This window comes from Caldithrix sp. (assembly GCF_056497305.1).
On the sequence record NZ_JBSMDE010000135.1, the window covers coordinates 15,187 to 40,745 of the forward strand.

Here is a 25,559-nt window from a genome sequence, read left to right on the forward strand (position 1 = left end):
TAAGCCCTATGGACAAAAAACATCTTTTAGTCATCGATGACGAACCAGTTATTCTGGATGCCATTCAGCGCGTGGCCGGGTCAGAGGGCTGGCAGGTCACCACAGCGCCAGACGCCACCAGAGGTCTGAATCTGGCGCGACAGAATCCTTACGATCTGTGTTTGTGCGATATCAAATTGCCAGACATGGACGGTTTTGAATTTCTGCAAAAGCTTAAAGCTACGGATATGACGCTGCCGGTCATCATGACCACCGGATATGCCACTGTGGAAAACGCCGTCAAATCGCTGGACCTGGGCGCCATCGACTATTTACCAAAACCTTTTACAGCCGACGAATTGCTTAGCGCTCTGTACCGGGGCTATCACTACGTTCAGGCCATTAAAGTGCAGAAGAACGAAAAAGCAAATCCCAATTCGCTGATCGTGCCCTGCCCGCCCCAATATCGCAAGTTGGGCTATGCCTCCTGGTGTTTTATTGATCTGGACGGATCGGTCAAAATTGGCCTGTCGTTTCTCTTTCTCAAGATCATCGGTTCCATTCGCCGGATTCACTTACTGCCTCTGGAAAGCGAAATAAATCAGGGCTTTTCCTGCGCCGACATCGAGGCCGAAAATGGCCTGATCCATCCGCTGATTACGCCTTTAAGCGGTCAAATCATTCGCCTGAACGAAAAAGTCAAGGAAGACCCCCTTATTCTTGAAAAGGATCCTTACTTTGAGGGCTGGGTGTACATCATTGTACCCAGAAATTTAAATCACGAAATAAATCATTTAACCGTGTGTAATCAATAAATTTCAAAAATAGAAGGAGAAAAAAATGGGCTTATTTTTATTAATCGTTGCACTCATCCTGTTCATCATCGCCGATCTGATCATTCGCACGGTGCTGAAAAGAGCCGAAGAGAAAAGGTTGCGCAAATTGCGACAGCAGGCGCTGGAAACGAATTTAAAGCTGGATTTTAGCCATGAAGCCAAAACCCTGAAACGCGTGGAAGTGCCCAACCCCAAAGCGCGCATTTTAGCCGTTGACGATGAGGAGATCATTTTAGACAGCTTTCGTAAAATCCTGGTCATGGCCGGCTATTCGGTTGACACTGTTGAAAGCGGAGAAGAAGCGCTGGCCCTGGTGCAAAAACGGCATTACGATTTCGTTTTTTCGGATTTAAAAATGCCGGGCATGGATGGCGTGGAAGTGTGCAAAGCGGTCAAACACCTGCGCCCGGACATCGACGTGATCATCATTACCGGTTACGCCACCGTGGAAACCGCGGTAGAAACCATGAAATACGGAGCCATGGATTACGTGCAAAAACCTTTCACCGAAGATGAGCTGGTGGCTATGGTGGACAAATTTTTGATCCAGCGCCAGGAACGCATCAAAAAACAGTTGAAATCACGCGTACACATTACCCATGTGGGCGAACCGGAAGTTAAAGATACGGTTGAATTTTACATCCCGGGCGGTGTGTTCATCTCTGCCTGGCACACATGGGCAGCCCTGACTGAAAGCGGCGAAGTGCATGTAGGACTGGATGATTTTGCCAGCAAACTAATCGGCCGGGTTGATGCCATTGAAGCGCCGAGTCCGGGCCTGGAAGTAAAACAGGGACAGCTCTTATTCAATGTCCGCGTTGGACAGAACACCATTCCTTTCCGCTCGCCAATCAGCGGCCGAGTCATTAAATTAAACGGCTCAGTAATCGAAGACCCGGAACGTCTGGAAATTACCCCCTACGAAAGTAACTGGATATGCCTGTTAGACGCCGAAAAACTGGAAGATGATTTGAAAAATCTGAAAATCGGTCAGGAAGCAGTGAAGTTTTTTGAAGAAGAACTGGAAAAGCTACAGAGCTACATTAAAAAAGCGGTTAAATCGACCACCGATGAAAAGCTGGTTCCTGCAGACGGAAAAGTGTACATCGGCGAATTACGCGTTTTAAACGACAAAGATTTTAATGTTATTGTTCATGATTTCTTTGAAAAGGAATAGGCTGGGTTTTTGAGGTTAGCGAACGGCCCGACCGCCATCCACATTGATGCAGGTACCGGTAATGTAATCCGAACCTTCAATTAAAAAACGGACGGTTCGGGCCACATCCTCTGGCCGGCCCTCTCTTTTTAAAAGCGTCTGTTCCACGGCGTACTGTTTTTCTCTTTCTGGAAAATCATCTGGCATTAACACCGGGCCGGGATGGACGCAATTGACCTGCACCTCCGGGGCCAGCGCCTTAGCCAGGCCAATGGTCAGGGCCACAACGCCCGCCTTGCTGATGCTGTAAGGTAAATAGGAAGGAAAAGGATGAATAGCGCCGCTATCACCTATATTGATTATTTTACCCTGTTTCTGTTTCTTCATCTGCTGGCCCACTTTTTGCGAAAGGAAGAACACACTTTTCAAATTGAGATTGAGCAAACGATCCCAGTCATCTTCACTGACCTGACCGAAGGGCGTTTTAAAGAACAGCGCCGCATTATTGACCAGCACATCAATGCGTCCGGTTTGATTGAGCACATCCTCAGCCAGGCGTTCTGCATTGCGCGCCGTTGAAAGGTCTTGCTGGAAAAGGAGTATTTCTGCGCCGGCCCGCTGTAGCTCTTCTTTTAAAGCCTGCGCCTGAGCCACACTGTGATGGTAATGGCAGCAAACCGTAGCCCCGGCCAGGCACAGCTCTTTAACAATCGTCCGCCCCAGGCGTACTGCGCCGCCCGTCACCAGTATGATTTTGTTCTCAATGTCCATTAGGTACAAATTCCTTTAAAAAGGGATTTTTGCTCTTTTCATGGCCGATTGTCGTTTCGGACCCATGACCAGAATGTACAATCGTATCATCCGGCAGGGTAAATAGCTTATGTTGGATCGAACGCATCAGTGTATTAAAATCACCTCCGTAAAGGTCGGTTCTACCTACGGATTCTCTGAAAAGGACGTCGCCCACAAAGACATGGCCATCAAAATAGAGACAGATACTTCCCGGGCTGTGACCGGGCGTATGAAAAACTTTAATAGACTGACCATTAAACTCAAACTGATCGCCGTCGTTCAAAAAGCCGTCCACTTCGGGCACGGGCGAGCAATCGAAGCCGAAAAACAAAGCCTGCTCCTTTAACGACTCAAGCAGCGGTAAATCGGCCTCGTGAATGTAAAAGGGGATGTTGAAATGGTCTTTTATCTGGTAAAGATGGCGGGCGTGATCGATGTGGCTGTGCGTATTGATGATCCGCTGAGGTTGCCAGTTGTGATCTTCGATGGTTTGAATGATTTTTTCCGGTTCATCGCCGGGATCGATCAAAAAACATTGGGCCGTCTGTTCGTCTGCCACGATGTAGCAATTCACTTCAAAAGGCCCGACAGGCAGTCTTAAAATATGCATGGCCTCTCCTTGATTAAACGATTAAAGGGCATTGACCGGATTTAGCGGTATGCCTTGTTCCAGTACCGAGATGACATTGTTCGCTACCATGCGCGCCATCTCTGCTCTGGTTTCTACGGTTGCACTACCAACGTGCGGTAATAGTACAACGTTTTTCATCTGAATCAGTTCCGGATGAACCTGGGGTTCGTGCTCAAACACATCCAGGCCAGCGCCGGCTAAATGTCCGCTTTTCAAGGCATTAACCAGCGCTTCTTCATCCACCACCGGGCCGCGCGCCGTATTAATTAAAAAGGCGCCCTTTTTCATGGAAAAGATGTTTCGTTCATTGAGCAGGTGCCAGGTTTCCGGAGTTAAGGGACAATGTAAGGAGACAAAATCCGACAGCGCCAGCAATTCCTCCAGCGAAAGGCGTCTGGCGCGGGTTGTTTTTTCGAAGTCGGGCTTAGGACTTCTGGAATAATAGACAATCGACATGTCAAAGCCGCTGGCTCTTTTACCCACTGCCTGGCCAATGCGCCCTGCCCCCACGATGCCCAGCGTTTTACCGCTCACTTCCCTGCCCAGCAACAGTTCCGGCTCCCAGCCCTTAAATTTGCCCTGACGCAGGAATCGATCGGCTTCCACCACTCTTCGACTAACCGCCAGGATCAGCGCCCAGGTTAAATCGGCAGTGGCAGCGGTTAAAACATCGGGAGTGTTGGTTACAAAAATCTTCCTGCGCGTCGCCTCTGCTACATCGATATTGTTGAAACCCACAGCGTAATTGGCGACTATTTTTAAACGTTTGGCCCGCGCCAGCACCTCCCTGTCAATCCTGTCGGAAAGCATGCAGACCAGCGCATCGCAATCTTCAATCTGTTCCATCAACTCTGAATGGGTAAGCGTTTGGCCGACCGAATGTACCTGCACCTGGTAACCGGCTTCCTGCAGAAGGTCCAGCCCGGCTTGCGGAATTTTCTTTGTAACAAATACTTTAAATCCCTTTTTCATGACCCACATCCTCAATCCGATTTAACCATAATACCAACTTTAAAAATACAATACAAAGCGTTTTAGTTCAAAGAAAATTTTTCATTGTTTGTATTGACTTTATTTGTTAAAATTAGGACTTTTAACAACGGGACAGATCGAATGCTTATTTTTTCCTTTTTAACAGCTGTTATCTGGACACTTTTTGTCTTCTATCAAACAGAGGCCCGCATACGTTTTGTCGGTTTGAAAATCTTTTTACTCCATTTTTTGGGCGGCATGATTGTACTACTTTTGTGTTACCGCTTCAACCATCCCATAACCTATCTGGCTTTAGGCGGGATTATTCTTATCGCCGGATTGCGTTACATATCAATAATCAAACAGGATCTGCTATCCTTTTTAGAAAAAAAGATACCTGCTTCTGAACGCGTTCTTATTCAATCGTTTAGCCTGTTTCTGTGCTGGCCGGCTTTTCTGGGCCAGAGTTCAGAAAGTCTGATAAAAAATGCAACTTACCTGTTGATCTTTAGTTTAATTTTGGCAGGATTATTGCAACTCTTTTTGAATGAACGAATTCTAACCAGGAGGCTGGCATGGCAGAAAGACCTGATTGTAACGCTAAGTGGCTTGTTTATGGTGATTAACAGCCTGATCATCATGAGTGGAGATGTAGCCTTTTTTTTGCACATTTTTGAGAAAATTTTACACATCTATTGAGAGAAGGAGTCAGTAAAATGATAAATTCCAAGCACAAAACAATGAGCTTAATTTTACTGGGATTTTTGATATCTTTTTCTCTGGGGCAGAACAGAGCGACTAAAGATTATAGGACTTTTAAAGATTTGTCTGGTAGAGAAGTTTCTTTGAATGATTTTAGGGGGCAAATTACATTGCTCAATTTTTGCGCTACCTGGTCTGCTGGCTCTTTGAGAGAGATGCCGGCACTTCAAAAAATTTCCAACGATTTTGCCGGTGAAAAAGTGCAAATATTGGGCGTGGTGGTCATGTCGGATACCAGTAAAATTGAACAATTGAAACAGGTGACGCACATTTCCTATCCTCTTTTGATTGGTACGCGCCAACACTTGCAGAATATCAGTCAAAGCCTGATTATTCCCCAAACGATTGTGCTGGATAAGCAAGGACGGATTCTAAAGCGTTTTGAGGGAACGCAAAGCTACAAAACCTTTTCAGAATTTCTTGAGAACTACCTTAACCAGGCTGAGTTGACCAGCCACAATGGAAGTTCGGCTGAATTATCCAGAGAATGATTAAGGGATGAAACCGCTCATTCGTCTTTCTGCTGAAATACAGGAACGGATTCCAGACCTTAAATTAGGGCTGGTTTACGCCAACCAGGTCAGGGTGCAGAAAGAGTGTCCTGAATTTGACACCTATTTTAAAACTCTGGAAGACTATTTAATAAGCAACTTTGCCCATCATCCGCTCTCTTCTCATCCGGTCATTGGCCATGTACGCAGGATGTACCGAAGAATTGGCTGGGAACCGACTCGTTACCGCCCTTCATCCGAAGCTCTGGCCCGCAGGATTTTACAGAATAAAGGCCTGTACCGTATCTACAACCTGGTCGATTTGGGCAACCTGGTTTCGGCTCGCTTCCATTTACCTATGGGACTGTACGACGCCGATAAGATTTCAGGAAACATCTGGGTGGATGTCGGAAGGGAAGGGGAACATTATGCCGGCATCAGTCGGCAGGAAATTCATGCCCATGGAAAGCTGATTTTAAGAGATGCCCTGGGTATTTTTGGCAACCCTACAGCAGATTCAAGGAGGACCGCGCTAACTCAAAACAGTAAAAATGTGCTGGCTATTTTTTTTACACCTCCTGAAATTAGCTTAAAGTACCTGAACCAGACTCTGGAGCAACTGATCAGCTATTTTTCACCCTATGCCCAAACTCTGGAAAAAGAGGTGCTCACCTTTTAAGGCCGCAAGGCCAGGAATGCACAAAAGAACATTTTTAAATTTAAAATAAAAATTACGAATTATTTTGCGAAGGGGTCAATTTTGCCCAGACGGTGAAAGCCTGTGCCAGCCTGTCATTCTGAATCCCGCTTCGTTCGTAACTCGAGCTTCAGCTCGAGACCTCTCCTGGCGCGGAAAAGTGTATGTGTGTAAAAGTTAAGATTGTAATAGTTAATTAGTTGAATGGTTGAATAGGTAAATGGTGCTGAGTGTCATTCCAAATCCCGATCCTCGGGGACAGGCCCGTCTGGCCACCGGACAGGCCATTCAACATTTAAACAACTCAACAACTCAACCTTTTTACTTCCTCACACAGCACAAAAATTTTTGCATCCCGTAGCGCGACTCTCCAGAGTCACATTGGCTCGATAGAGCCAATAAAAAATGACAGGCCGCTGCCCCGGAACCCTTAACTCTTAACTCTACTCCTCCAACAGCAGAAATCATTTCACGAATTAGCCCTCTCCCCCGCGGGCCCCATTCACCACAAATGGTTGGTCATATGCTCATTCAACAATTCAACCATTGAACCATTCAACAATTTTACTTCCTCACAGTGCATAAAAATTTTCGCGCGCTAAAGTATTGGATGTCTTTATCCGCTAATGCCAATAGTTCTAACCGTAAATAAAAATGTAACACAGGCATCCATCACGTTTTTAATGCTTCAGAACTTTGAAAATCCCAAGATGTTTCTCCTTTTTATTTTTAACGAAACATCTTTACAAAAAAAGAAACCATTTTTTTTGCGACTTTTACAAAAACTACGAATATTCATTTCTGATTTTTCAGGATACTGTCATCTAAAATACAGTAAAGCCCATCACCTCAACGAGCTGATGGGCCGGTCATGTATTAGGAGGAGCACCAAAAGAATCTACCGATCAACTAAAAGCCATATTTGCTCAAAAACTGTTTAGCAATTCCTTTATTTTACCATTCCGGAAAAGCCCATAAAGGCCAGGGCCAGAATGCCGGCTACAATCATGGCAATGGGCGCGCCCTGAAACGCTTTAGGGATTTCTCGGGTTTCCAGCGCTTCGCGCACACTGGAAAAAATGACCAGAGCCAGGCCAAAGCCCAGAGCAGAACCAAAGGAAAAAATCACGGTTTGCAATAAATTGAATTCACTTTGCACAGCCAGAATTGAAATCCCCAGAATAGCGCAGTTTGTGGTGATTAAGGGCAAAAAGATTCCCAGCGCGCGGTACAAGGCCGGCGCTATCTTCTTCAGCACTATTTCCACAAGCTGCACCAGCGACGCAATGACCAGAATAAACGCAATGGTTTGTAAATATTCGATGTTCAATGGTTCCAGAATGTAGGTTTGAATCAAGTAGGTAATAGTACCTGCCAGAGTCAGGACAAATACCACGGCCATAGACATGCCCAGCGCGGTGTCTAATTTTCTGGAAACGCCAAAATAGGGACACAGCCCCAAAAACCGCGAAAAAATGACATTATTTACAAATACGGCGCTCACAATGATTAATGCCAGTTCTGCCATCATTTACTCCTTTCAAACAAGCGCGACATTCTGTTCATGGCCACTAAAATGAACCCCAGAGATAAGAAAGCGCCAGGCGCCAGAACAAAGACCAGAATGGTGTTCCAGCCTTGCGGGATCAGGGCCATACCCAACCAGGCCCCGGAACCTAAAATTTCCCGCACGCTGCCCAAAATAAACAGAGCAAACGTAAATCCCAGTCCCATAAACAAGCCGTCCAGGAAGGAATGCCAGACTGTATTTTTTGAAGCAAAGGCCTCGGCACGGCCCAGAATAATGCAGTTAACCACAATAAGCGGAATGAATAGCCCGAGCGTTTTGTGCAACTGGTAAACTGTGGCCTGCATACTCATATCGACAATGGTTACGAAGGTGGCAATAATGACGATGTAGGCCGGAATGCGCACGCGGTTTGGAATAATCTTGCGCAAGGCAGAAACCACCACATTGGAACTGATGAGCACAAACGTTGTAGCCAGCCCCATGCCGATGCCATTTTCTGCCGAGGTGGTGGTGGCCAGGGTGGGGCATAGGCCCAGCAACAAACCGGTAACCGGATTTTCCACAAAAAAAGACTTGATCAGTTTTTCTTTGACATTCATTCTTTTTGTCCCTTTTGCAAAGTTTTAAAGACCATTAAAGCTCTTTGAACTCCGGCTGTAAAAGCACGGGAGGTAATGGTGGCTGCGGTCAGGGCGTCGATGTCGCCACCATCCTTCTTTACGGCCCAGCGCGTGTTACTCAACGACCGTCCCCTGAACTGCTTTTTAAAGTCTTCTTTTTTCATATTGTCACCAAGGCCAGGCGTCTCTTTGTGATTCAGCACGTAAGTGTCTAGCACCTTACCGGTTGAATCGACGCCCACCATCAGATCAAAATCCCCGCCAAACCCATGCGGAGCCTTTACAATGATGGCAAAGCCCACGACCTTTTCCTGATCATTTTTTGCCGGAAAATATCTGGCTGTGAACTCGGCCTGCTGCGTAACCTGCGGGTCATCCGGATAATGGAAGGCTCCCAACTGGCTGAAAACCACGGCCACGGCCTGGCGCGTCTCTTCTTTCATGTTTCGGCTAATCGGACCTTCTGTAATTTTGTGCACATAGGCCAACAAAACTGCCGAAAAAAATGCAATTAATACCAGCACACTGATGATTTTAACTCCACTCTCCTGATTATCCATTGCTCACCATCCCAAATTTTTTTTCTGGAAAATAACGATCTAACAAGGGCACAAAGGCATTCATAAACAAAATGGCAAAGGAGACGCCTTCCGGGTAGCTGCCGAACAGGCGAATCAACGCCGTAAAAAACCCACAACCAAAACCAAAAATCAATTTGGCGCGGCTGCTGATGGGTGAGGTCACCATATCGGTGGCCATGTACAGGGCGCCCAGAAACAATCCCCCGCTGAACAAATGGAACACTGGACTGGCATATTGTTGCGGATTGATCAGATAAAAAATGGCTGTAAAGATAAACACTGTTCCCATAAAACTGAGGGGGATTTCCCAGGTAATGTACTTTTTGTAAAACAGATAGGCGGCGCCAAGCAACAAAGCCAGAGCCGAAATTTCACCCAGCGAACCACCCACGTAGCCCAGAGCCAGATCGGTCACTTTGAATCGGGCAATGGCGCCCACGCCTTCGGTCTTCAAAATGCCCAGCGGCGTTGCGCCCGTGCTGCCATCAAAAGCACGAACCAGCGGCCAGGAAGTCATTTGTAAAGGAAAGGAGATCAGCAAAAAAACGCGGGCTACCAGGGCCGGATTGAAAATGTTCTGGCCCAACCCGCCAAACACCTGCTTGGCCAGTACAATAGCCACCAGCGCCCCAATAAAGATTAACCACCAGGGGGCATTGGAAGGAATGTTCATGGCCAGTAAAATGCCTGTCACCAGCGCGCTGCCATCCAGGTAATCGATGGATTGATTGAACCATCTGGCGCTTAGGGCTTCCAGTCCCACACAAAAAAGGCTGCTTAACACAACCACGCGTAGCGCGGGCCAGCCAAACATCCAGACAGACACCATCAGAGCCGGAACCAGGGAAAGGGCTACTGTGTACATGATCTTTCTGGTGGACTCACCAGCCAGTCCAAGAGGAGAGGAATCCATTATTAAAAGATTTTTTGTCTCCACAGCTAATTCTCTCTTTTTATTATTCTTTTCCCCAATCTCATCCAGTGAACAAGCCGGCGGTTAGCCGGACAAACATAAGTACAGCTCCCGCATTCAATGCAATCCATGATGTGCGGTTTCATGTAATCGGCCAGTTTGCCGCTTTTAATCATCTGAGCGTAAATCGCCACATCCAGCCCCATGGGGCAGACATCGACACAGCTTCCGCAGCGCAGGCAGGGATTGTCCTGGCGCTGCACATAAAGCGAGGCATCAAAAAAGAGCAGAGCCGAGGTTGTTTTACTGATGGGACTGGCAAAGGAGTGGCAGGTGCGTCCCATCATCGGCCCGCCGGCCAGAAGTACCTTTACCCTGCTCTGGTCAATATGAAATTTTTGTGTAATGTAGGAGACAGGCGTGCCCACAGGTAAAAGCATGTTGCCGGGTTGTTCCACCAGGTTGCCGGAAATGGTAACCACGCGCTCCATTAAGGGCCGATTGTGGTAAAACACATCCCGAATGGCCAGTACAGTAGCCACATTTTGCACCACCACGCCCACATCCATGGGCAAACCTTTTGAGGGCACTTCACGGTTCAAAACGGCTTTGATCAATTGTTTTTCGCCGCCCTGAGGATATTTTGTTTTTAAGGGGACTACAAAAACCCCCGCAGCCCGCGCCGAAACCTGTTCCATCAGGTTCAGAGCATCGGGTTTATTATTTTCAATCCCCAGATACACAGGCACATCATGGAATAAGCGTTGTAAAATTTTGATACCCTGCAGAATCTGCACCGGCTTTTCCACCATGATGCGATGATCGGCGGTAATGTAGGGTTCACATTCTGCGCCATTGATAATCAGGGCATCAATCTTCTTCTCAGGAGGCGGAGAAAGTTTTACATGGGTCGGGAAGCCCGCACCTCCCATGCCAATAATACCGGCCTGTTCAATGCGTTGGCGAATGGTCTGCGGCGTCAAGGCCTCAATCTGTGGGTCCAATTCCGCATCCTGCTGCAGAATTTCCTGATACGGTTTACCAGGTTCTTCAGGCTGCAGTTGAACGACTTCCCCCACGGCTCCACCCAACAGAGGAAGGCGCAGTATTTTTACGACTTTTCCATTGACCGGGGCGTGCACATTGGACGAAATGAAACCGGAAGCCTGCGCCAGCAGATCGCCGCGCTTTACCAGGTCGCCCTTTTTTACAACAACGGTTGCCGGACGTCCGATGTGCTGATTAACGGGGATGTACAATGTTTCCGGCACTTCCCCGTAAGTGATTGCAGATTGCGCGGAAAATTTTTGTTGTGGAGGATGCACTCCCCCTCTGGGAAAGGTTTTAAGCTGTAACATAGATCTCAGACCTCCGCGTTTCAATGGCATTTGTTGGGCACGCTTCTACGCAATAGCCGCAGTTGGTACATTTTTCAAAATCGATGTGCGCCAAAAAATTTTCCACAAAAATGGCCTGATGCTGACAGACCTTTTGACACTTCATGCAGCCAATACAGGCTGTTTTACAGGCTTTTCTGGCTTCCGGCCCGCGATCCGTATTGGAACAGGTCACGATGGTCTGCGCCGTTGTCGGTCGTAAAATGAGCAAATTTTTGGGGCAGTGGGCCAGGCAAATACCGCAGCCTGTACACTTTTCCGCGTCGATGACCACAATCCCCTTTTCGATGTGCATGGCGCCAAACGAGCAGGCCTTTACACAGGAACCCAGACCCAGACAGGAAAAAGCGCAATCCTTTGTGGCATCCACAACCAGTACGGCTGCCCAGCAATCTTCAATGCCACGATAATCCAGAGCCAGGGGGGAATTCTCATGCGTTCCTTTGCACAGCAAGGTAGCCACCTGTTTTTCCTGTACAGGCGCTTCCAGCCCCAGAATTTCGGCCACCTCTGCCATGATCGCGGCTTCGGCCACCGGGCATGGCGGATCGACCGTATGATTGGTCACCATGTGCTCGGCCAATGAACGGCAGCCGGCAAAACCACAGCCACCGCAATTGGCTCCGGGTAAAAGGTTCTCCACCTGATCAATACGCGGGTCTTCATAGACATAAAACTTTTTTGAAGCCACAAAAAGACCGGATGCCGATACCAGAGCAAAACCAGCCAGAATGAGCCCGGGCAAAAATATTTCCATCATCAGCTCTCCCCACAAAGGTTAATTTTGACGTTCAACCCTTTTTTATTTACTAATTTATTCACAAACCACAGCGCAAAAAATCCCGCCACCAGGCCCAACAGGCCGGAAAGAAACAACGTAAATTCTCCGGAAATATTCAACGCCAGATTTGAAATGATCAGAGCGATTAAGAAACACAGTATGGGCAGCAAATAGACTAACATGGAAAATTCCAACACCTTGTTAAAACTCACTTCCACCTGTTGCCCGGAGCGGGGTTCGAAATCAAGTTGTTCGCGGGGTACGTTTAGGGTTTTGGCAGGGCCGCCATCACCATTACACAAATAGGCCATGGCGCAGGCGTGGCACTCCTGTACTCCGGCCTGAACCTGGATGGTAACCCTTGACTGATCGACCGCAATGACTTTACCGATCTCTTTTAATGTTTCCATGACCTCTTGCAATTTTTGAGAAAAAAATTAAGCAAACCATGTACCAATTCTTTGCTTACCAACCGAGGCACTTAAATCAAAGCATTTCAAGGTCAACCCGATATTTCACCAAAGCGTTTAAGAGAATATTTTCTCAAAGATTGGTGAAACCATTCACTTTTTTCTCAAAAATAGGAATTTTGCAGCCGGCAGGAAATGCCTTTAATCTGTTTCATCCGTCTTTTCTGCGACCAGAAAATTTGTTTACCTGCTGGCTGAAATGACCGGCCTCCATTTGGGCAGTAGATCAACAAATTTCATCAATAGGTAGTGGCGGACTTGCTTTCCATGGACTGCTTTTCACAGCCATAAAAGGCAGTGCGGAATAATCCACAAATGAATTAGGAATGATGAATTACGAATTATTTCAAGAAGGTGGCAGGAGGTGAGGCAGAACAAGGTGTAACTCGTTGGAGCGAAGCGGAAATCCCGATCCTCGGGGACAGGCCAGTCTGGCTGGCGCAGCCGGTTGGAGCGCAGCGAAAATCCCGTTTTCGGGGACAGGCCATTTAACCAATGAACCATTCAACCATTCAACTATTCAACTAATCAACCAATCAACAATTCAACGATTTTTCTTACTCACACAGCACAAAAATTTTCGCATCCCGCAATGGCGGGACTAGATCTTTTAAGGGAAGCATTCTAAGCGCCTCGCTGAGCTACGTAGTCTTCTTTTAAAATAGCCATTAAATAAAAATCGTGGTAGCGGTTGTCGAAAAACATGGCCTGTCTCAAGGTGCCTTCTATTTTAAAGCCGATTTTCTGGTAGGTTTTTATGGCCCGTTCGTTTTCCGTGCTAACGTGTAGTTGCACGCGATTTAAATTAATCGTTTCGAACGCATATTTGACCATCAGGCGCGTCGTTTCTGTGCCATAGCCCCTTGACCAGTTTTCTTTGTCGGCAATAGCAATGTAAAAAGTGGCCATTCGTCCGATCCAATCGATGCGCACAAAAGCCGTATTGCCAATGGGCTGCTCCTGATCTCTGGCCACAATGGTAAAAATAATGGTATGGGGATCATTCAACTTATTTTGAATTTGTTCCCTGTGCCACTGAGCATTGGTAGGCAGGGCGTAATACAAATAGTGTCGGGCATCAGGATGGTTTTCGGACCGGGCAAAAACCTGTTCATCGCCGGGTTCCGGAGCCCGCAGATAAATTTTTTCTCCGATAATAAAAGGATTTAACAAAACACCCACTCCGTCTAATATCGGAATCCATAATCATCAATCAGTTGTTCAATAAGCCGGGCGTCTTCCCGGTCCAGATTTTTAATCAAAAATCCGGTGTCGTAAAATTCAGGATTGATATCTTTTTTGCACCATCGACTCTCCGCATCAAACTCAATGATCTGGCGGTGAAATACATCGGCTGGCAGGTCCATTCGTAAATGGTAGAGCTTATCCGTTTCCAGGGGTTCTTCACTCATAATCATTATGCCTTCCGGTGTAATGTTGATTAAATGGCCCAACACTTGATTGGTCTCGATGTCGAAAACTCGCAGATAGTAAATCAGATGCCGACGTTGTAATTTTCTTTGCTCTTTCATGCATCCCCCTTGCTTATTAAATATGTAATGCTAATTTAGGGAAAAATTAGAATGGAACACAAAAATTTAATTGTAACCTGCCGAACAATTTTTAATCAAATGCCTATATTGAACAATCCATTGCAAAAAGCGCACAAAATGTTGTATATTCAGGCGCTGGATAAAAATGAATCACATAGTTTGGAGATAAAAAATGAACGCTTTAGGACAACACATTCTGGTTGAATTTGTGGGCTGTGATCCCAACATCTTAAACGAAGTGACTACCATAGAACAGGGCATGCTGGATGCTGCTGACCAGGCCAATGCCACCATCATTAACTCGACTTTTCACTATTTTTCACCGTACGGCGTTTCGGGCGTTGTGGTCATTCAGGAAAGCCATTTAGCCGTGCATACCTGGCCGGAGTACCGTTACGCGGCCGTCGATCTCTTTACCTGCGGCGACGATGTAGATCCCTGGAAGGCTTTTGACTACTTGAAAGATGTGTTCAAGGCTCAAAACTACTCCGCTCTTGAAACGCGGCGCGGCTCTCTCAATCTTCTAACGCGCATTGAGTTCGATCCCAAAGAACTGCGCGAAGAATTCAAAAAATACATGAAACAGGGCCGCATTGAACGTAATGTGTGGCTGACCGACAAAGATGAAAACATCGCTCTTTCTCTGCGTCACACCGGCGAGGTGTTGTACAACGAACGCTCCCCTTACCAGCACGTTAAAGTGCTGAACACCTACGCTTTTGGCAAAACGCTAACCTTAGACAACATGATCATGTGCACGGAAAAAGATGAGTTTCACTATCACGAAATGATGACTCATCCTCTCTTTCTGGCGCACGGGCAGGCCAAAGAGGTTCTGGTCATTGGAGGTGGAGATGGCGGCGTGGTTCGTGAAGTCCTTAAGCACTCCAGTGTGCAAAAGGTAACCATGGTGGAAATCGATGCCAAAGTGGTCGAAGCTTCCCGCCTGCATTTGCCAGAAATCGCTGCCGCTTTTGACGATCCAAAGCTCGATTTGCGCATCACGGACGGTATCCAATTCGTAGCCGATACCCCCGACCAGACCTACGACATCATCATTGTGGATTCCACCGATCCCATCGGTCCGGCAGAAGGCTTATTTTCCAGATCATTTTACCAGAACTGCCAGCGCATTCTAAAAGACGGGGGAGCTATGATTGTTCAGGGAGAAGCCCCGCGCTTTAACGAAAAGGTCTTTGTAGAAATCCACCAGACCTTAACCGATATTTTTGGCCCGGGCCAGGCCCATGTCATGTTGTTTCATGTGCCCACCTATCCTACCGGGCTGTGGAGTGGACAGATCGGAGTTAAGGGCAATTTTAATCCCAAAGAATTTGATGAAGAACAGGCGACCCGATTCAGCAAAGAACACAAATTAAAATATTACAGTCCGGAAATTCATAAAGCCTCTTTTGTGCTGCCACCCTATGTGCAGGAAATGTTGAACACACCGGTCTGATGAGCCAGGACGTTCATCCCGGGTAGCGCAACAGCAGAGAAACTTGTGTGGCTTTAAATTCCTGGGCTGCACCACTTTCCCTTTAGCCCGCGTTGGAGATTGGGCTTTTACCAACATGTAATCTGTAGACACAACGTAACTCGAGCTTTAGCTCGAGACTCTTGTAAGAATGAAGCAAGATTTCTACGCTCTACACATCGCTCTTGCTCTGCGCATCGGTCGAAATGACAATCAGGATGGCCCCGTACCGGCATGTCATTCTTCTCCCGCTTCAGCGGGAGAAGAATCCCTTACACATTGTAAGGTAATTGTGAGTTTAGAGTTAATCAATTAATGAGGCTTTACCGGTATCGGCAATAACTCTCCTTCGGCACCGTTTTCCCCCTCGTCCGATTTTCGGGAGAGGGCTAAACTCGCCCCGCTTTGCGGAAACGGGAACCAGTCGTTGAAGGCTACCTCCCCCCCAGCCTCCCCGAACATCTGGAAATTGCTTTTTTGCTTTAAATTTTGCACATTTCATAATCAATAAACATTTCTGAGGTTAATTATGATCGTTGTAACCGGAGCGGCCGGCTTTATCGGCAGTTGTGTGATTTCCCGACTGAACCAGGAGGGAATAACAGACATTCTTGCAGTGGATGTTCTACGCCAGAACGACAAGTGGAAAAATTTGAGACATCTGGACTTTGCTGATTATCTGGACAGAGAACAATTTCTGGATTACCTGCAAGATCGTCCGCGCCTCAAGGCCATTATCCACATGGGCGCCTGCAGCGCTACCACTGAACGCGACGCCCATTACCTGATGGAAAACAATTACCGCTACACCTTGAAACTGGCCCAATTTGCCTTAACCCACGATGTGCGCTTCATTTACGCCAGCTCCGGAGCGACCTATGGCCTGGGCGAAAGAGGCTACGATGATAATGAAGCCAACATCCATTTACTGAGGCCTCTGAACATGTACGGTTATTCCAAACAATTATTTGATTTAAAAGCGCGGCGCGAAGGCTGGTTCGAGCAGATTGTAGGCTTAAAATTCTTTAATGTGTACGGCCCCAATGAATATTTTAAAGGCGATATGGCCTCCGTGGTCTTCAAAGCCTTTAATCAAATTCAGCAAAACGGATTGGTTCGTCTGTTTAAATCCCATCGCCCGGATTTTGAGGATGGCCAGCAGTTACGGGACTTTATCTACGTTAAGGATGTGCTGGAAGTCATTCTGTTCTTCCTCAATCACTCTCAAATCAATGGATTGTACAATGTGGGCACCGGAAAGGCCCGATCCTTTTTAGACCTTGTAACCGCCGTGTTTAAGGCCATGGACAAAGAGCCCAAAATCGAGTTTTTTGACATGCCGGAATCCTTACGCGATCGCTATCAATATTTTACCGAGGCCAAAATTGCTAAACTGAGAAAAGCCGGGTATCAGAAAGAGTTTACTTCTTTAGAAAAAGGCGTTACCGATTACGTACAGAACTACCTGATGAAAGGACCAGCCCATTATTAATATCTTGAAAACGAAATACTGTGCTAATCGCGTCAAAAAAAATTAAAGAATTTTGAACTTTAGCCGAATTATAATTAGATATTTTATTTTGGCGAAATTTAATCAAAAAGTGTCTCAGATTTAATTGTATGAATAATCAACAATTTATTGGTAAAGTATTCGGTCATTTTCGCATCCTGGAGCCAGCCGGTCACGGAGGGATGGGCCTGGTATTCAAAGCATTGAACACACATCTGGATAAGATTGTGGCCCTTAAGATGATTGCCCCCGGTCTTTCGCTGAACGAAAAATTGCTCAACCGCTTCAAAACGGAAGCCCGCGCCCTGGCCCGCCTGGAAAATCCACACATCGTGCGCATCAGCGATCTGTTAGAAGCCGAAGGCCACTGGTTCATCGTCATGGAATTCATCGAAGGCGACACCCTACGCGACCGCTTAAAGAGCAAACGTCCCCTGCCTTTGAAAGAGGCCATCGAAATTACGGAACAGATTCTCTCTGCCCTGCAACACGCCCATTCGGCCAGCATTGTTCACCGCGATATTAAACCCAGCAATATCTTGCTCACCCGGGACAATGTAGTTAAGGTAACCGATTTTGGTCTGGCCAAAATTCAGGAAAACTCTCTGATTCACACCCAGGTCTCCGCCGTTGGCGGCACCCTGTACTACATGTCGCCGGAACAGGTACGCAGCTTAAAAGAGACCGATCACCGCACCGATATCTACTCCCTAGGCATTACCATGTACCAGATGGTAACCGGTACCGTGCCCTTCGATCCCAATCAAACCGATTTTGACATTCGCGAAACCATTGTTCGTAAACCATTACCCAAACCATCCACCTTTAATCCTTACCTGCCTCCAGAAATCGATGATTTCATCATGAAAGCCATCGCCAAGAACCCGGACGACCGTTTTCAATCGGCCGTAGAAATGCATCAGAAACTGGTGGAACTGAAAGAACAGCTTAAAGACAAATTAGAGCTGGCCCAGCCGGCCAGGGCGGATACCGATGAAGAAATTAATTTTGATGGCTACGGTTTTGAAATAAAGGACGACTTTTCTGAAGAATCGCTGGCGCCGGAAATACCCGTGGAAGCAAATCTTTCCCATGAAGACGAAGCGCAACAGCCCGAGGCATTGCCGGCTGATCTTTCGGAGCACTCCCAACTGTCGCGCATCACCGATATTGTCAAAAAGAAGCGATTCTGGTTGTTCAGTCTGTTACCAGCCTTAATAATTATTCTCATTATTTACTTGCTCTCTTTACCCCAAAAGCCTGTCACAGAAAAAAAGGAATGGCCCTCTCTGTTGTCTCTGCACACGCGTCCCAATGGAGCAAAGGTGGTAATCGACGGGCAACCGATGGGCCAAACGCCTATCGATTCGCTAAAAATAACTCGGGGAACCGTCCGTCTGGTGTTAAAAAAAGCAGGCTTTGCCCCGTTTGATTCGCTCATTACCTTTCAGCCAGGTCAACATCTGGTTCTGGCCATTTCTTTAAACGCACTATCTCCCCCATCTCCGCAGCCTGAACAAGTGTCCAAAGAAGAGATACCCGCCCCTATTTCACGGACTGAGCTGTCTATTACTTCCCATCCTTCAGGAGCCCGCGTTTTCATCGACGATCGGCCTGCGGGTCAGACGCCTGTTAAACTCTCTGTAAAAGCAGGGAAAACGATAAAGCTACGTCTGCAGAAAGAGGGCTTTGAAACCGTAGAACGGAAATTAACCGTTCCCCACAGCCGCTCCAGGACGCTGAACTTTGAACTAAGAGCCCTGCCGGTCCGTCTTGTCATCCAATCAAACCAGTGGCCGATTGAAGTTCAGATCAACGATCAGCAACCCATTTTACTGCAGTCCGCTGCCCAGCCACTTTCGCTTCCAGCTGGAAATCAACGCATTGCGTTTCGCAAAACCGGTTTTAAACCCATTGTAAAAACGCTCCGTCTGCAGGCCGGAGAAAAAAGTGCTCTTTCCCTTAATTTCCAACCTGCCTACGGCAACCTGGAACTTCATGTTTTGCCCTGGGCCAATATTTTTATTGACAACGCCCTGGTAAAAAAAGAGACCAACATTAAGAACCAATTTAAATTGACAGCAGGTGAACACCAACTGCGCATCGAAAATCCGGCTTTTTCGGTCATTGAAAAAAATATCCGCATCGAAGCAGACCAGACTTTGCGCCTGCACTACAATTTCAACCAGAAAGTGCAAACGCGCATTCTGGCTTTTGATGAGCATGAACAGCCCCTCTTCGCCCGGATTTTCGTGGATGGCAAAGAAACCGGCCAGTACACGCCCAAAGCCATCTTTCTTACACCAGGCGAACACCGCATTGCCGTTCAGAAAAAAGGATTCTTGAAAAGCGAGGAACAGGCCGTCATGATTTTGCCCGAACAGGTAAATACCCTAAAATTCGTTTTGAAAGCCGAGTAAGGCCATTTTTTTAGAAATGGGTAAATTTTTAAATGGCATTGTTAACATTTTTTTTGCAAATTTCCGGAGAGCAGGTAAAAGTTTTACTAAATTGGAAATGCCTAACAGCAAGCGGAAGAATTCGATGAACCGAACAGTAATCATTTATGCCCTGATCACTGCCTTTCTGGCTGTGCAGTGTCCCCAGCCATTATGGGCCGGACAGGACACAGATGCCATCAGCCAACAATTAAAAAAAGCGCGCAGTGATTATTATAACGGAAAATTCGAAGAAGCCCAGCAGACCGTCCTGACCATCTTAAAGGATGAAAAGCTAAGCAGCGCGCAAAAATTTGAAGCGCTGATCATCTTAGCCGAGATCAGGCACGCCTTAAATGATGAGTCGGGAGCCCGAAAAATCATCGGGCGCATTCTGGAAATTAAACCCGATTACAATCCTTCTATTAAAGAGGAGCCGCCCTCTTTTGTGGCCCTGGTCCAGGATGAACGCCAAAAACGTCCACAAGAAAAGCCGGCCATCTATCGACAAAAGAATTTCTGGCTCATTTCTGGGGCGGCCATTGTGGGCAGCGTTGGTCTTATTTTGCTGAGCGGCGGTAAAAGTCATAAACAAAACAAAGTACTTCCGGAACCACCCAATTGGCCTGAATAAACAGAAGGTAAAGGCAAGATGCGTGTTAAATCATGGCAATATTTCTTTTTAATCATCGTATTCTTCGGACAAATCGCAGCCCAAAACAGAGTCTCCGGTCTGGTCGATGGGGAGACCTGGAGTCTTGATCAGAGTCCCATCCATGTGAGCGGCGATCTCACCGTTCTGCAACTAACCATCGAACCAGGTGTGCGCGTTTTATTCGACGGTAACTACAGGATGACTGTTTCCGGTCTGCTCAGGGCTCAGGGCACAGAACAGGACTCCATTATTTTTGAAGCCTCTGTTTCAAACACCGGCGGCTGGGCCGGAATCTACTTCGACCAGGCCGATGCCAATTCAACCCTGCAATTTTGCCGGATCAGCGGGGTAGTCACCAATCCGGCCCTGGAAATTACTGGCAACAGCCTCAATGTAAGTCATACGGTGGTCAGCCTGAATCAGTCTCTGGGCATCAGAATAAACAACAGTCAGGTTTCAATGGAACGCTGCACGGTGCAAAACAACGGCCAGCAGGGCCTGTACATTGAAAACAACGGAAAGCTGACGGCTACAGCCTGCAAGATTTTAAACAACGCCAGCACAGGAGTGGAAACCAACGGCGGCCAATTGACCTTAACCAACTCCATCGTGGCTTTTAATCAGGAAGAAGGAGTCGTGCTTTCAGGAGCAGGGGACATCCTGACCTGTACCAACAGTGTTCTCAGTTACAACAATAAAGAAGGCGTGATTAATGTGGGCGGTACGCACCACATTTTAAACTCGATCATCTACTTTAACAGTGCAGCTCAGCAGGTGGTAAAAATTGGCGGCGCCGGCGACATTAATTATTCTGATATTGCTCAAAGCGGTCTGGGGGGCAATGGTAATATCATGCAAGATCCGTTGTTTGCCAATACCGTCGATTTCACACTGGCGCTGAACTCTCCGGCCATTGACGCTGGTGATCCCGCCTCCTCTTACAACGATCGCTACTTCCCGCCTTCAAAGGGAGCTCAGCGTAACGACATGGGCGCTTACGGCGGCCCGCTGGCCCGAAAATGGTTTTCCCCGGTTTTTCCTACCCCGGATTCGCTCGATTTTGGCAAAGTCAGCCTGGGCGACTCGCTCACTTTGCAACTCACCCTCAAAAATTACAGTGACGAGGTATTAAACATTGCGCAGATCGTGTTATTCGGTCAGGATGCTCAGCACTTTTCGTTGACAGAGACCTATCAGGATATTCAACTGGCCATGGCCGACAGCCTGATAATCCCTGTGCGCTTTCGTCCCTTACAAACCAGTTCCCTGCCCTATGAGGCCAACCTGGTCATCGCTTCTAATTTAGGCGAAAAGGGTATTCCATTAAAAGGAACCGTGGTCACAGCTAATATCTTTACCCTGAGCGACGAATTGCAATTTGGCGCAGTCTCGGTTACTGAAGCCGATTCACAGGAATTTAACCTGTTCAACACCGGTACCGACACCCTGCGCATCGATTCCATCCGCTTTTCGGGCGCTTCTTTCTCGGCCACGCTTTCGCAAACCAAGCTGCCGCCCTATTCGGAAAATCCTTTGCCGTTGATCGTCTTTTTCAGACCGGACACCATGGGGTTGATTACCGACACCCTGCGCATTTTCAGCAACGATCCGGACGATTCCCCCTTATTAATTCCGGTTTCCGGCACCGGCCTGGCGCCGCTGATGCGTGTGGAACCATTCGCTCTGCAATTTGATTCGCTACAGGTGTACCGCGATTCGACTTTGTCTGTGGTCATCCGCAATCTCGGCAACCAGACTTTACAGGTCACAGACATGCATTTCAGTTCGACCGCCGGCCCGTTTTCTGTTGAATTCGATCAAACTCTGGAGATCGGTCCCCAAACCAACTCTGCGCCCATAGCGGTCCATTTTACACCGGACACCATCAACCTGTTTGTCGATACTCTGCTCATCGTGAGCGATGATCCTTTTCAACCGGAAGCCCGACTGGCGGCCAGTGGAACCGGCATTGGCGCCTTTTTACAACTGCCTGTCTCCACTTTAGACTTTGGCCAGCTGTCCATGCCCGGCGATTCGCTGCTTAAATTAACCATCAAAAATAGCGGCAATATTGATCTTGGCATCCAATCAATAAAGATCGCCGGTCGCGATGCGCCATCGTTTAACTGGTGGAAAGTTTCCGGAGATATGAAAATTGCTCCGAACAGCGATTCCCTGCAAATCTACGTGCGTTGTGTTCCCCAAAAGAGCGGCCCTCTGCAGGCTTTTTTAGAAATCGCCAGTAATGACGCCCAGAGCCCTGTTTTTAAACTTCCGCTGGCCGCTTTTGTTACTGCAGCCGAGTTGGTTTTGCAGCCGGACACGGTGCGCTTTGATTCAATCATGATTTTTGATCAGCAAACGGTTACGGTAAAATTGTTCAACCGCGGAGATAACCAGCTCCAGATCAACTCCATCACAGTCGAGGCCGACTCGAACCACAATTTTAGCTGGAATCTCCCCCCTGCGCCTCTGATTCTTCAGCCCAAAAGCGACACACTGCAGCTTCCTGTTTCCTTTCATCCCCTGCGCGTCGGTTCTCAGCAGGCTTTGGTTCGCTTCTATTCCAACGATCCCTTCCGCAACCCGCGCTCCTTACTCATTACCGCCCGTGCCGTGGAAGCCAAACTGGCTTTAACAAGCGATACGCTCGATTTTGGACGCGCTTCGCTCTTTCGACAGCAAACGCGCAGTCTACTGTTGCAAAACACAGGCGATGCAACGGTCATCATCGATTCCGTGGTGATCAGCGATACCACCGTTTTTACCCTGGCAGATTCCTGGCCCCAAAGCATTGCCGCCCATTCCGGTGACGTTCCTTTGAACATTCAATTCACTCCACCGGATACCGGGCACTTCGAAAGCGAACTGACCATCTACTGGAACAATCCGTACAAACAACCTTCCAGAGCCCATCTGATTGCCGAAGCCGACAGCGCGCAATTGCTGGTTAACGAGCGCCTGAATTTTGGGAAACAGGTGGTCAACACAGCCACAGAGCGGGAGATAACCATCACTAATCAGAGCCATGTACTGGTTTACGTGGATAGCCTGCGCATCACCGGGCCCGCAGCCGACCTGTTCTCGGTCGAAGAGCGCACCTTCCCGCTTGTTTTAAATCCCCAGGATTCCGTGCTTCGTTTTAAAGTGACCTATCATCCTTTAAAGAGTGGGCTGCACCAGGCCCAACTGCGACTGTATTCCAGGGACATTGAACATGGAATATTAACAACCGAGATTAGCGCCATTGCCTTACACTCTTCAAACGCCCCGCTACTGGTTTGTAATTTGCCCGATCAACTACACTTTGGCTCAGAATTTATCGATGAATCCCAATTCGTACCATTCTACATCGCCAATTTAGGGAACAGCCCATTGCATATTGACAGCCTCAAGATTGACAGCACGAACGCCGGGATTTTTGCTATTGTTCCTCCTTTAAGCAACACAACGATTCAGATGGACGACACACTGTCGGATTTACAAATCCAATTTACTCCGCAGGCAGCCACCGATTATTCGGCCAGACTGACCATCTATTCCAACGATCCGGAGCAGGCTTCTTACCAGATCGAACTCTCTGGTTCCGGTAAAATCGATCCCACACCGGCCAATGTGAGTTTAAATCTGGACACATTGCAATTCATCTACGGTCAGCAGGGCTTGTTCTCCGTAGCCATTAGCGATGATTCCACCCAAATTAATCAGGCTCTGCTCTTTATCCGTCCCGGGGCAAGCCAGCAGTTTCAACAAATCGCCTTGCAGACTGATGCACATCAGCGCTGGTCAGCGTCCTTGCCGGCCAATCTGCTCACCGAACGCGGTCTGGAAATGTATTTGCAAATTCATCATGGAGGGCGAATTACGCGCTATCCTGAAGATGGAGAGCAAAATCCGCTCTATTTACCCGTTACCCTGCCGGAGGTTTTGTATCCCTATCAGACATTAAAAGAAAAATACCAGATGATTTCCCTGCCCTTTAACAGCGATCAAACCCTCTCCGAATTGTTTAGCGATGACCTGGGCAACTACAATCCCGAAATCTACCGCATCTTCGACTGGAACAACCAGGCCCTGCAATTCGAAGAGCAATCCGACCTGAAAACGGTTTTAAAACCGGGCAAGGCGCTCTTCCTGATCACCAGAGACTCTCTGTCTCTGGATGTGCAAAATGTGCAAAGCGTAGCGACCACCCGTAATTTTAACATTCCGCTGCATAACGGCTGGAACATGATTGCCAATCCCTTTCCTTTTACGATTTCCTGGGACGAAGTAACCAGAGACTGGTCAGAAAAACCGATACTCTATTTTTACACCGGCAGCGGATGGACCATGAGCAATATTCTGGAGCCTTTCAAAGGCTATGCTGTCAAAATCAGCGATAAAAATAGTCTTGAAATTCCTCCGCTACCGCTGCAGTCCACCATGGCCAAAACAGCGCTCACTACAAATGTAGCCTGGAAAATTCAGTTAAAAGCCAGAAGCGGTGCGTTCCAGGATCTGTTTAACTTTGCAGGCGCTACGCCAAATGACCAGGCGCGCATTGCTCCGGAACCCCCAACCATCGGTTCCTTTGTGGCCCTTTATTTTAGGGCCAAAAACGGTGAGCGACAGGCGCTCGATTTGCGCCCGGCCCATAAACAGGGCTACATCTTCGACTTTGTTGTGGAATGGAACACAGGCAAAGCCGCCAGTTTGTCCATTGAACCGGACTCTCTGCCTCAGGGTTGGATGTGGAAATTGGTCTCACTGGATCGCCGTTTAAACCTGGGCTCTGAGCCGCGCCTCACCCTGCAGCAATCCGGCGCAAACCTGCGTTTAATCGTGGGAACAAAAGCCTTTGTGACCTCTCAAACACAAAACTTTTTGCCTGTTCCACGTGTTTTTAAGTTGAGTCAGAACTTCCCCAATCCCTTTAACCAGGACACGCGCCTCCGATTTCAGCTACCTCAGGATGATCGGCTGACCATTGAAATTTTCGACATTCAAGGGAGAAAAGTAAAGACCCTGGCCCATAATAAACCTTACGCACCTGGCTATTACGAACTGCTCTGGCACGGAAAGAATGATCAAAACAGAACGGTAGCCAGCGGACTCTACTTTTTGCGGCTTAAAGGAAAGAAATTTTCCGGCCTTAGAAAATTAATTTTGCAAAAATGAAAATTATTAATATTATTGATAACTTAAAATCAATAAATTGGAATGTTGTCGTCGAAGGATGCACAGCTGACGGCAAACCATTTTTTGGCGTTCACTCGAAAACGGTTTGGGCGTGGGGTGTAGACCGGCGTGTCTTCTGTCTCAAGTCAGGCAAAGT

At 47.6% G+C, this 25,559-nt stretch carries 23 protein-coding genes; 11 read left to right on the forward strand and 12 right to left on the reverse strand.

Going from position 1 to position 25,559, the window contains the following annotated elements; genetic code table 11:
* Nucleotides 1-8 precede the first annotated feature (8 nt).
* Nucleotides 9-794 carry a response regulator gene (locus tag ACWB0I_RS11245; RefSeq protein WP_479388161.1) on the forward strand — a complete coding sequence of 262 codons (786 nt, stop codon included), beginning with the start codon at nt 9-11 and terminating at the stop codon, nt 792-794.
* Between the two features lie 25 nt (nt 795-819).
* Nucleotides 820-1,992: a response regulator gene (locus ACWB0I_RS11250; protein WP_479388162.1), complete on the forward strand. Its 1,173-nt coding sequence runs from the start codon at nt 820-822 to the stop codon at nt 1,990-1,992.
* 15 nt (nt 1,993-2,007) lie between these two features.
* Here the strand turns inward: ACWB0I_RS11250 and ACWB0I_RS11255 are convergent, their stop codons facing one another.
* From ACWB0I_RS11255 to ACWB0I_RS11265, 3 genes are read right to left on the reverse strand one after another with little or no spacing between them, the layout of a single operon-like run.
* Complete coding sequence (locus ACWB0I_RS11255; protein ID WP_479388163.1) at nt 2,008-2,742, reverse strand: SDR family oxidoreductase; 735 nt, start codon at nt 2,740-2,742, stop codon at nt 2,008-2,010.
* Entirely contained in the window at nt 2,732-3,373 is a 642-nt protein-coding gene (locus ACWB0I_RS11260; protein WP_479388164.1) for an MBL fold metallo-hydrolase, read from the reverse strand. Before ACWB0I_RS11260 ends, ACWB0I_RS11255 begins: the two co-directional genes overlap by 11 nt.
* Before the next feature lie 21 nt (nt 3,374-3,394).
* Complete coding sequence (locus tag ACWB0I_RS11265) at nt 3,395-4,366, reverse strand: 2-hydroxyacid dehydrogenase (protein WP_479388165.1); 972 nt, start codon at nt 4,364-4,366, stop codon at nt 3,395-3,397.
* Nucleotides 4,367-4,507: 141 nt separating this feature from the next.
* On the opposite strand from ACWB0I_RS11265, the gene ACWB0I_RS11270 reads away from it, so the two are divergent.
* From ACWB0I_RS11270 to ACWB0I_RS11280, 3 genes are read left to right on the forward strand one after another with little or no spacing between them, the layout of a single operon-like run.
* The gene (locus tag ACWB0I_RS11270; RefSeq protein WP_479388166.1) at nt 4,508-5,065 is read left to right on the forward strand and encodes a hypothetical protein; all 558 of its coding nucleotides are present in this window, start codon (nt 4,508-4,510) and stop codon (nt 5,063-5,065) included.
* Between the two features lie 17 nt (nt 5,066-5,082).
* Nucleotides 5,083-5,619, forward strand: coding sequence for a TlpA family protein disulfide reductase (locus ACWB0I_RS11275; RefSeq protein WP_479388167.1), 537 nt, complete (start codon nt 5,083-5,085; stop codon nt 5,617-5,619).
* A 7-nt stretch (nt 5,620-5,626) separates the two neighbouring features.
* On the forward strand, nt 5,627-6,298 hold the full coding sequence (locus ACWB0I_RS11280) for a B3/B4 domain-containing protein (RefSeq protein WP_479388168.1): 672 nt from the start codon (nt 5,627-5,629) through the stop codon (nt 6,296-6,298).
* A gap of 967 nt (nt 6,299-7,265) precedes the next feature.
* Here the strand turns inward: ACWB0I_RS11280 and rsxA are convergent.
* The 7 genes from rsxA to ACWB0I_RS11315 are packed head-to-tail and all read right to left on the reverse strand — an operon-like array spanning nt 7,266 to nt 12,549.
* Nucleotides 7,266-7,844 carry an electron transport complex subunit RsxA gene (gene rsxA / locus ACWB0I_RS11285; protein ID WP_479388214.1) on the reverse strand — a complete coding sequence of 193 codons (579 nt, stop codon included), beginning with the start codon at nt 7,842-7,844 and terminating at the stop codon, nt 7,266-7,268.
* Nucleotides 7,844-8,446: an RnfABCDGE type electron transport complex subunit E gene (locus ACWB0I_RS11290; RefSeq protein ID WP_479388169.1), complete on the reverse strand. Its 603-nt coding sequence runs from the start codon at nt 8,444-8,446 to the stop codon at nt 7,844-7,846. Before ACWB0I_RS11290 ends, rsxA begins: the two co-directional genes overlap by 1 nt.
* The gene (locus ACWB0I_RS11295; RefSeq protein ID WP_479388170.1) at nt 8,443-9,027 is read right to left on the reverse strand and encodes an RnfABCDGE type electron transport complex subunit G; all 585 of its coding nucleotides are present in this window, start codon (nt 9,025-9,027) and stop codon (nt 8,443-8,445) included. Before ACWB0I_RS11295 ends, ACWB0I_RS11290 begins: the two co-directional genes overlap by 4 nt.
* A complete protein-coding gene (locus tag ACWB0I_RS11300) occupies nt 9,020-9,985 on the reverse strand; it encodes an RnfABCDGE type electron transport complex subunit D (RefSeq protein WP_479388171.1) in 966 nt (321 codons plus the stop codon). Before ACWB0I_RS11300 ends, ACWB0I_RS11295 begins: the two co-directional genes overlap by 8 nt.
* A gap of 2 nt (nt 9,986-9,987) precedes the next feature.
* Nucleotides 9,988-11,319: an electron transport complex subunit RsxC gene (gene rsxC / locus ACWB0I_RS11305; protein WP_479388172.1), complete on the reverse strand. Its 1,332-nt coding sequence runs from the start codon at nt 11,317-11,319 to the stop codon at nt 9,988-9,990.
* Entirely contained in the window at nt 11,306-12,118 is an 813-nt protein-coding gene (locus tag ACWB0I_RS11310; protein ID WP_479388173.1) for an RnfABCDGE type electron transport complex subunit B, read from the reverse strand. Before ACWB0I_RS11310 ends, rsxC begins: the two co-directional genes overlap by 14 nt.
* The gene (locus ACWB0I_RS11315) at nt 12,118-12,549 is read right to left on the reverse strand and encodes a SoxR reducing system RseC family protein (RefSeq protein WP_479388174.1); all 432 of its coding nucleotides are present in this window, start codon (nt 12,547-12,549) and stop codon (nt 12,118-12,120) included. Before ACWB0I_RS11315 ends, ACWB0I_RS11310 begins: the two co-directional genes overlap by 1 nt.
* A 449-nt stretch (nt 12,550-12,998) precedes the next feature.
* On the opposite strand from ACWB0I_RS11315, the gene ACWB0I_RS11320 reads away from it, so the two are divergent.
* Nucleotides 12,999-13,214 (forward strand): hypothetical protein, encoded by a 216-nt coding sequence (locus tag ACWB0I_RS11320; protein WP_479388175.1) that lies wholly within the window; start codon nt 12,999-13,001, stop codon nt 13,212-13,214.
* A gap of 19 nt (nt 13,215-13,233) precedes the next feature.
* Here ACWB0I_RS11320 and ACWB0I_RS11325 read toward each other — a convergent pair whose 3' ends face one another.
* Nucleotides 13,234-13,782 carry a GNAT family N-acetyltransferase gene (locus ACWB0I_RS11325; RefSeq protein ID WP_479388176.1) on the reverse strand — a complete coding sequence of 183 codons (549 nt, stop codon included), beginning with the start codon at nt 13,780-13,782 and terminating at the stop codon, nt 13,234-13,236.
* 14 nt (nt 13,783-13,796) lie between these two features.
* Nucleotides 13,797-14,141, reverse strand: a complete 345-nt coding sequence (locus tag ACWB0I_RS11330) for a PilZ domain-containing protein (protein WP_479388177.1) — start codon at nt 14,139-14,141, stop codon at nt 13,797-13,799.
* A 193-nt stretch (nt 14,142-14,334) separates the two neighbouring features.
* On the opposite strand from ACWB0I_RS11330, the gene speE reads away from it, so the two are divergent.
* From speE to ACWB0I_RS11355, 5 genes are all read left to right on the forward strand, one after another.
* Nucleotides 14,335-15,621: a polyamine aminopropyltransferase gene (gene speE, locus ACWB0I_RS11335; protein WP_479388178.1), complete on the forward strand. Its 1,287-nt coding sequence runs from the start codon at nt 14,335-14,337 to the stop codon at nt 15,619-15,621.
* 547 nt (nt 15,622-16,168) lie between these two features.
* Nucleotides 16,169-17,131 carry an ADP-glyceromanno-heptose 6-epimerase gene (gene rfaD / locus ACWB0I_RS11340; protein WP_479388179.1) on the forward strand — a complete coding sequence of 321 codons (963 nt, stop codon included), beginning with the start codon at nt 16,169-16,171 and terminating at the stop codon, nt 17,129-17,131.
* A 128-nt stretch (nt 17,132-17,259) separates the two neighbouring features.
* Nucleotides 17,260-19,569 (forward strand): protein kinase domain-containing protein, encoded by a 2,310-nt coding sequence (locus ACWB0I_RS11345; RefSeq protein WP_479388180.1) that lies wholly within the window; start codon nt 17,260-17,262, stop codon nt 19,567-19,569.
* Nucleotides 19,570-19,693: 124 nt separating this feature from the next.
* A complete protein-coding gene (locus tag ACWB0I_RS11350; protein ID WP_479388181.1) occupies nt 19,694-20,221 on the forward strand; it encodes a hypothetical protein in 528 nt (175 codons plus the stop codon).
* Between the two features lie 18 nt (nt 20,222-20,239).
* Nucleotides 20,240-25,402 (forward strand): choice-of-anchor D domain-containing protein, encoded by a 5,163-nt coding sequence (locus ACWB0I_RS11355; RefSeq protein WP_479388182.1) that lies wholly within the window; start codon nt 20,240-20,242, stop codon nt 25,400-25,402.
* Nucleotides 25,403-25,559: the final 157 nt, after the last annotated feature.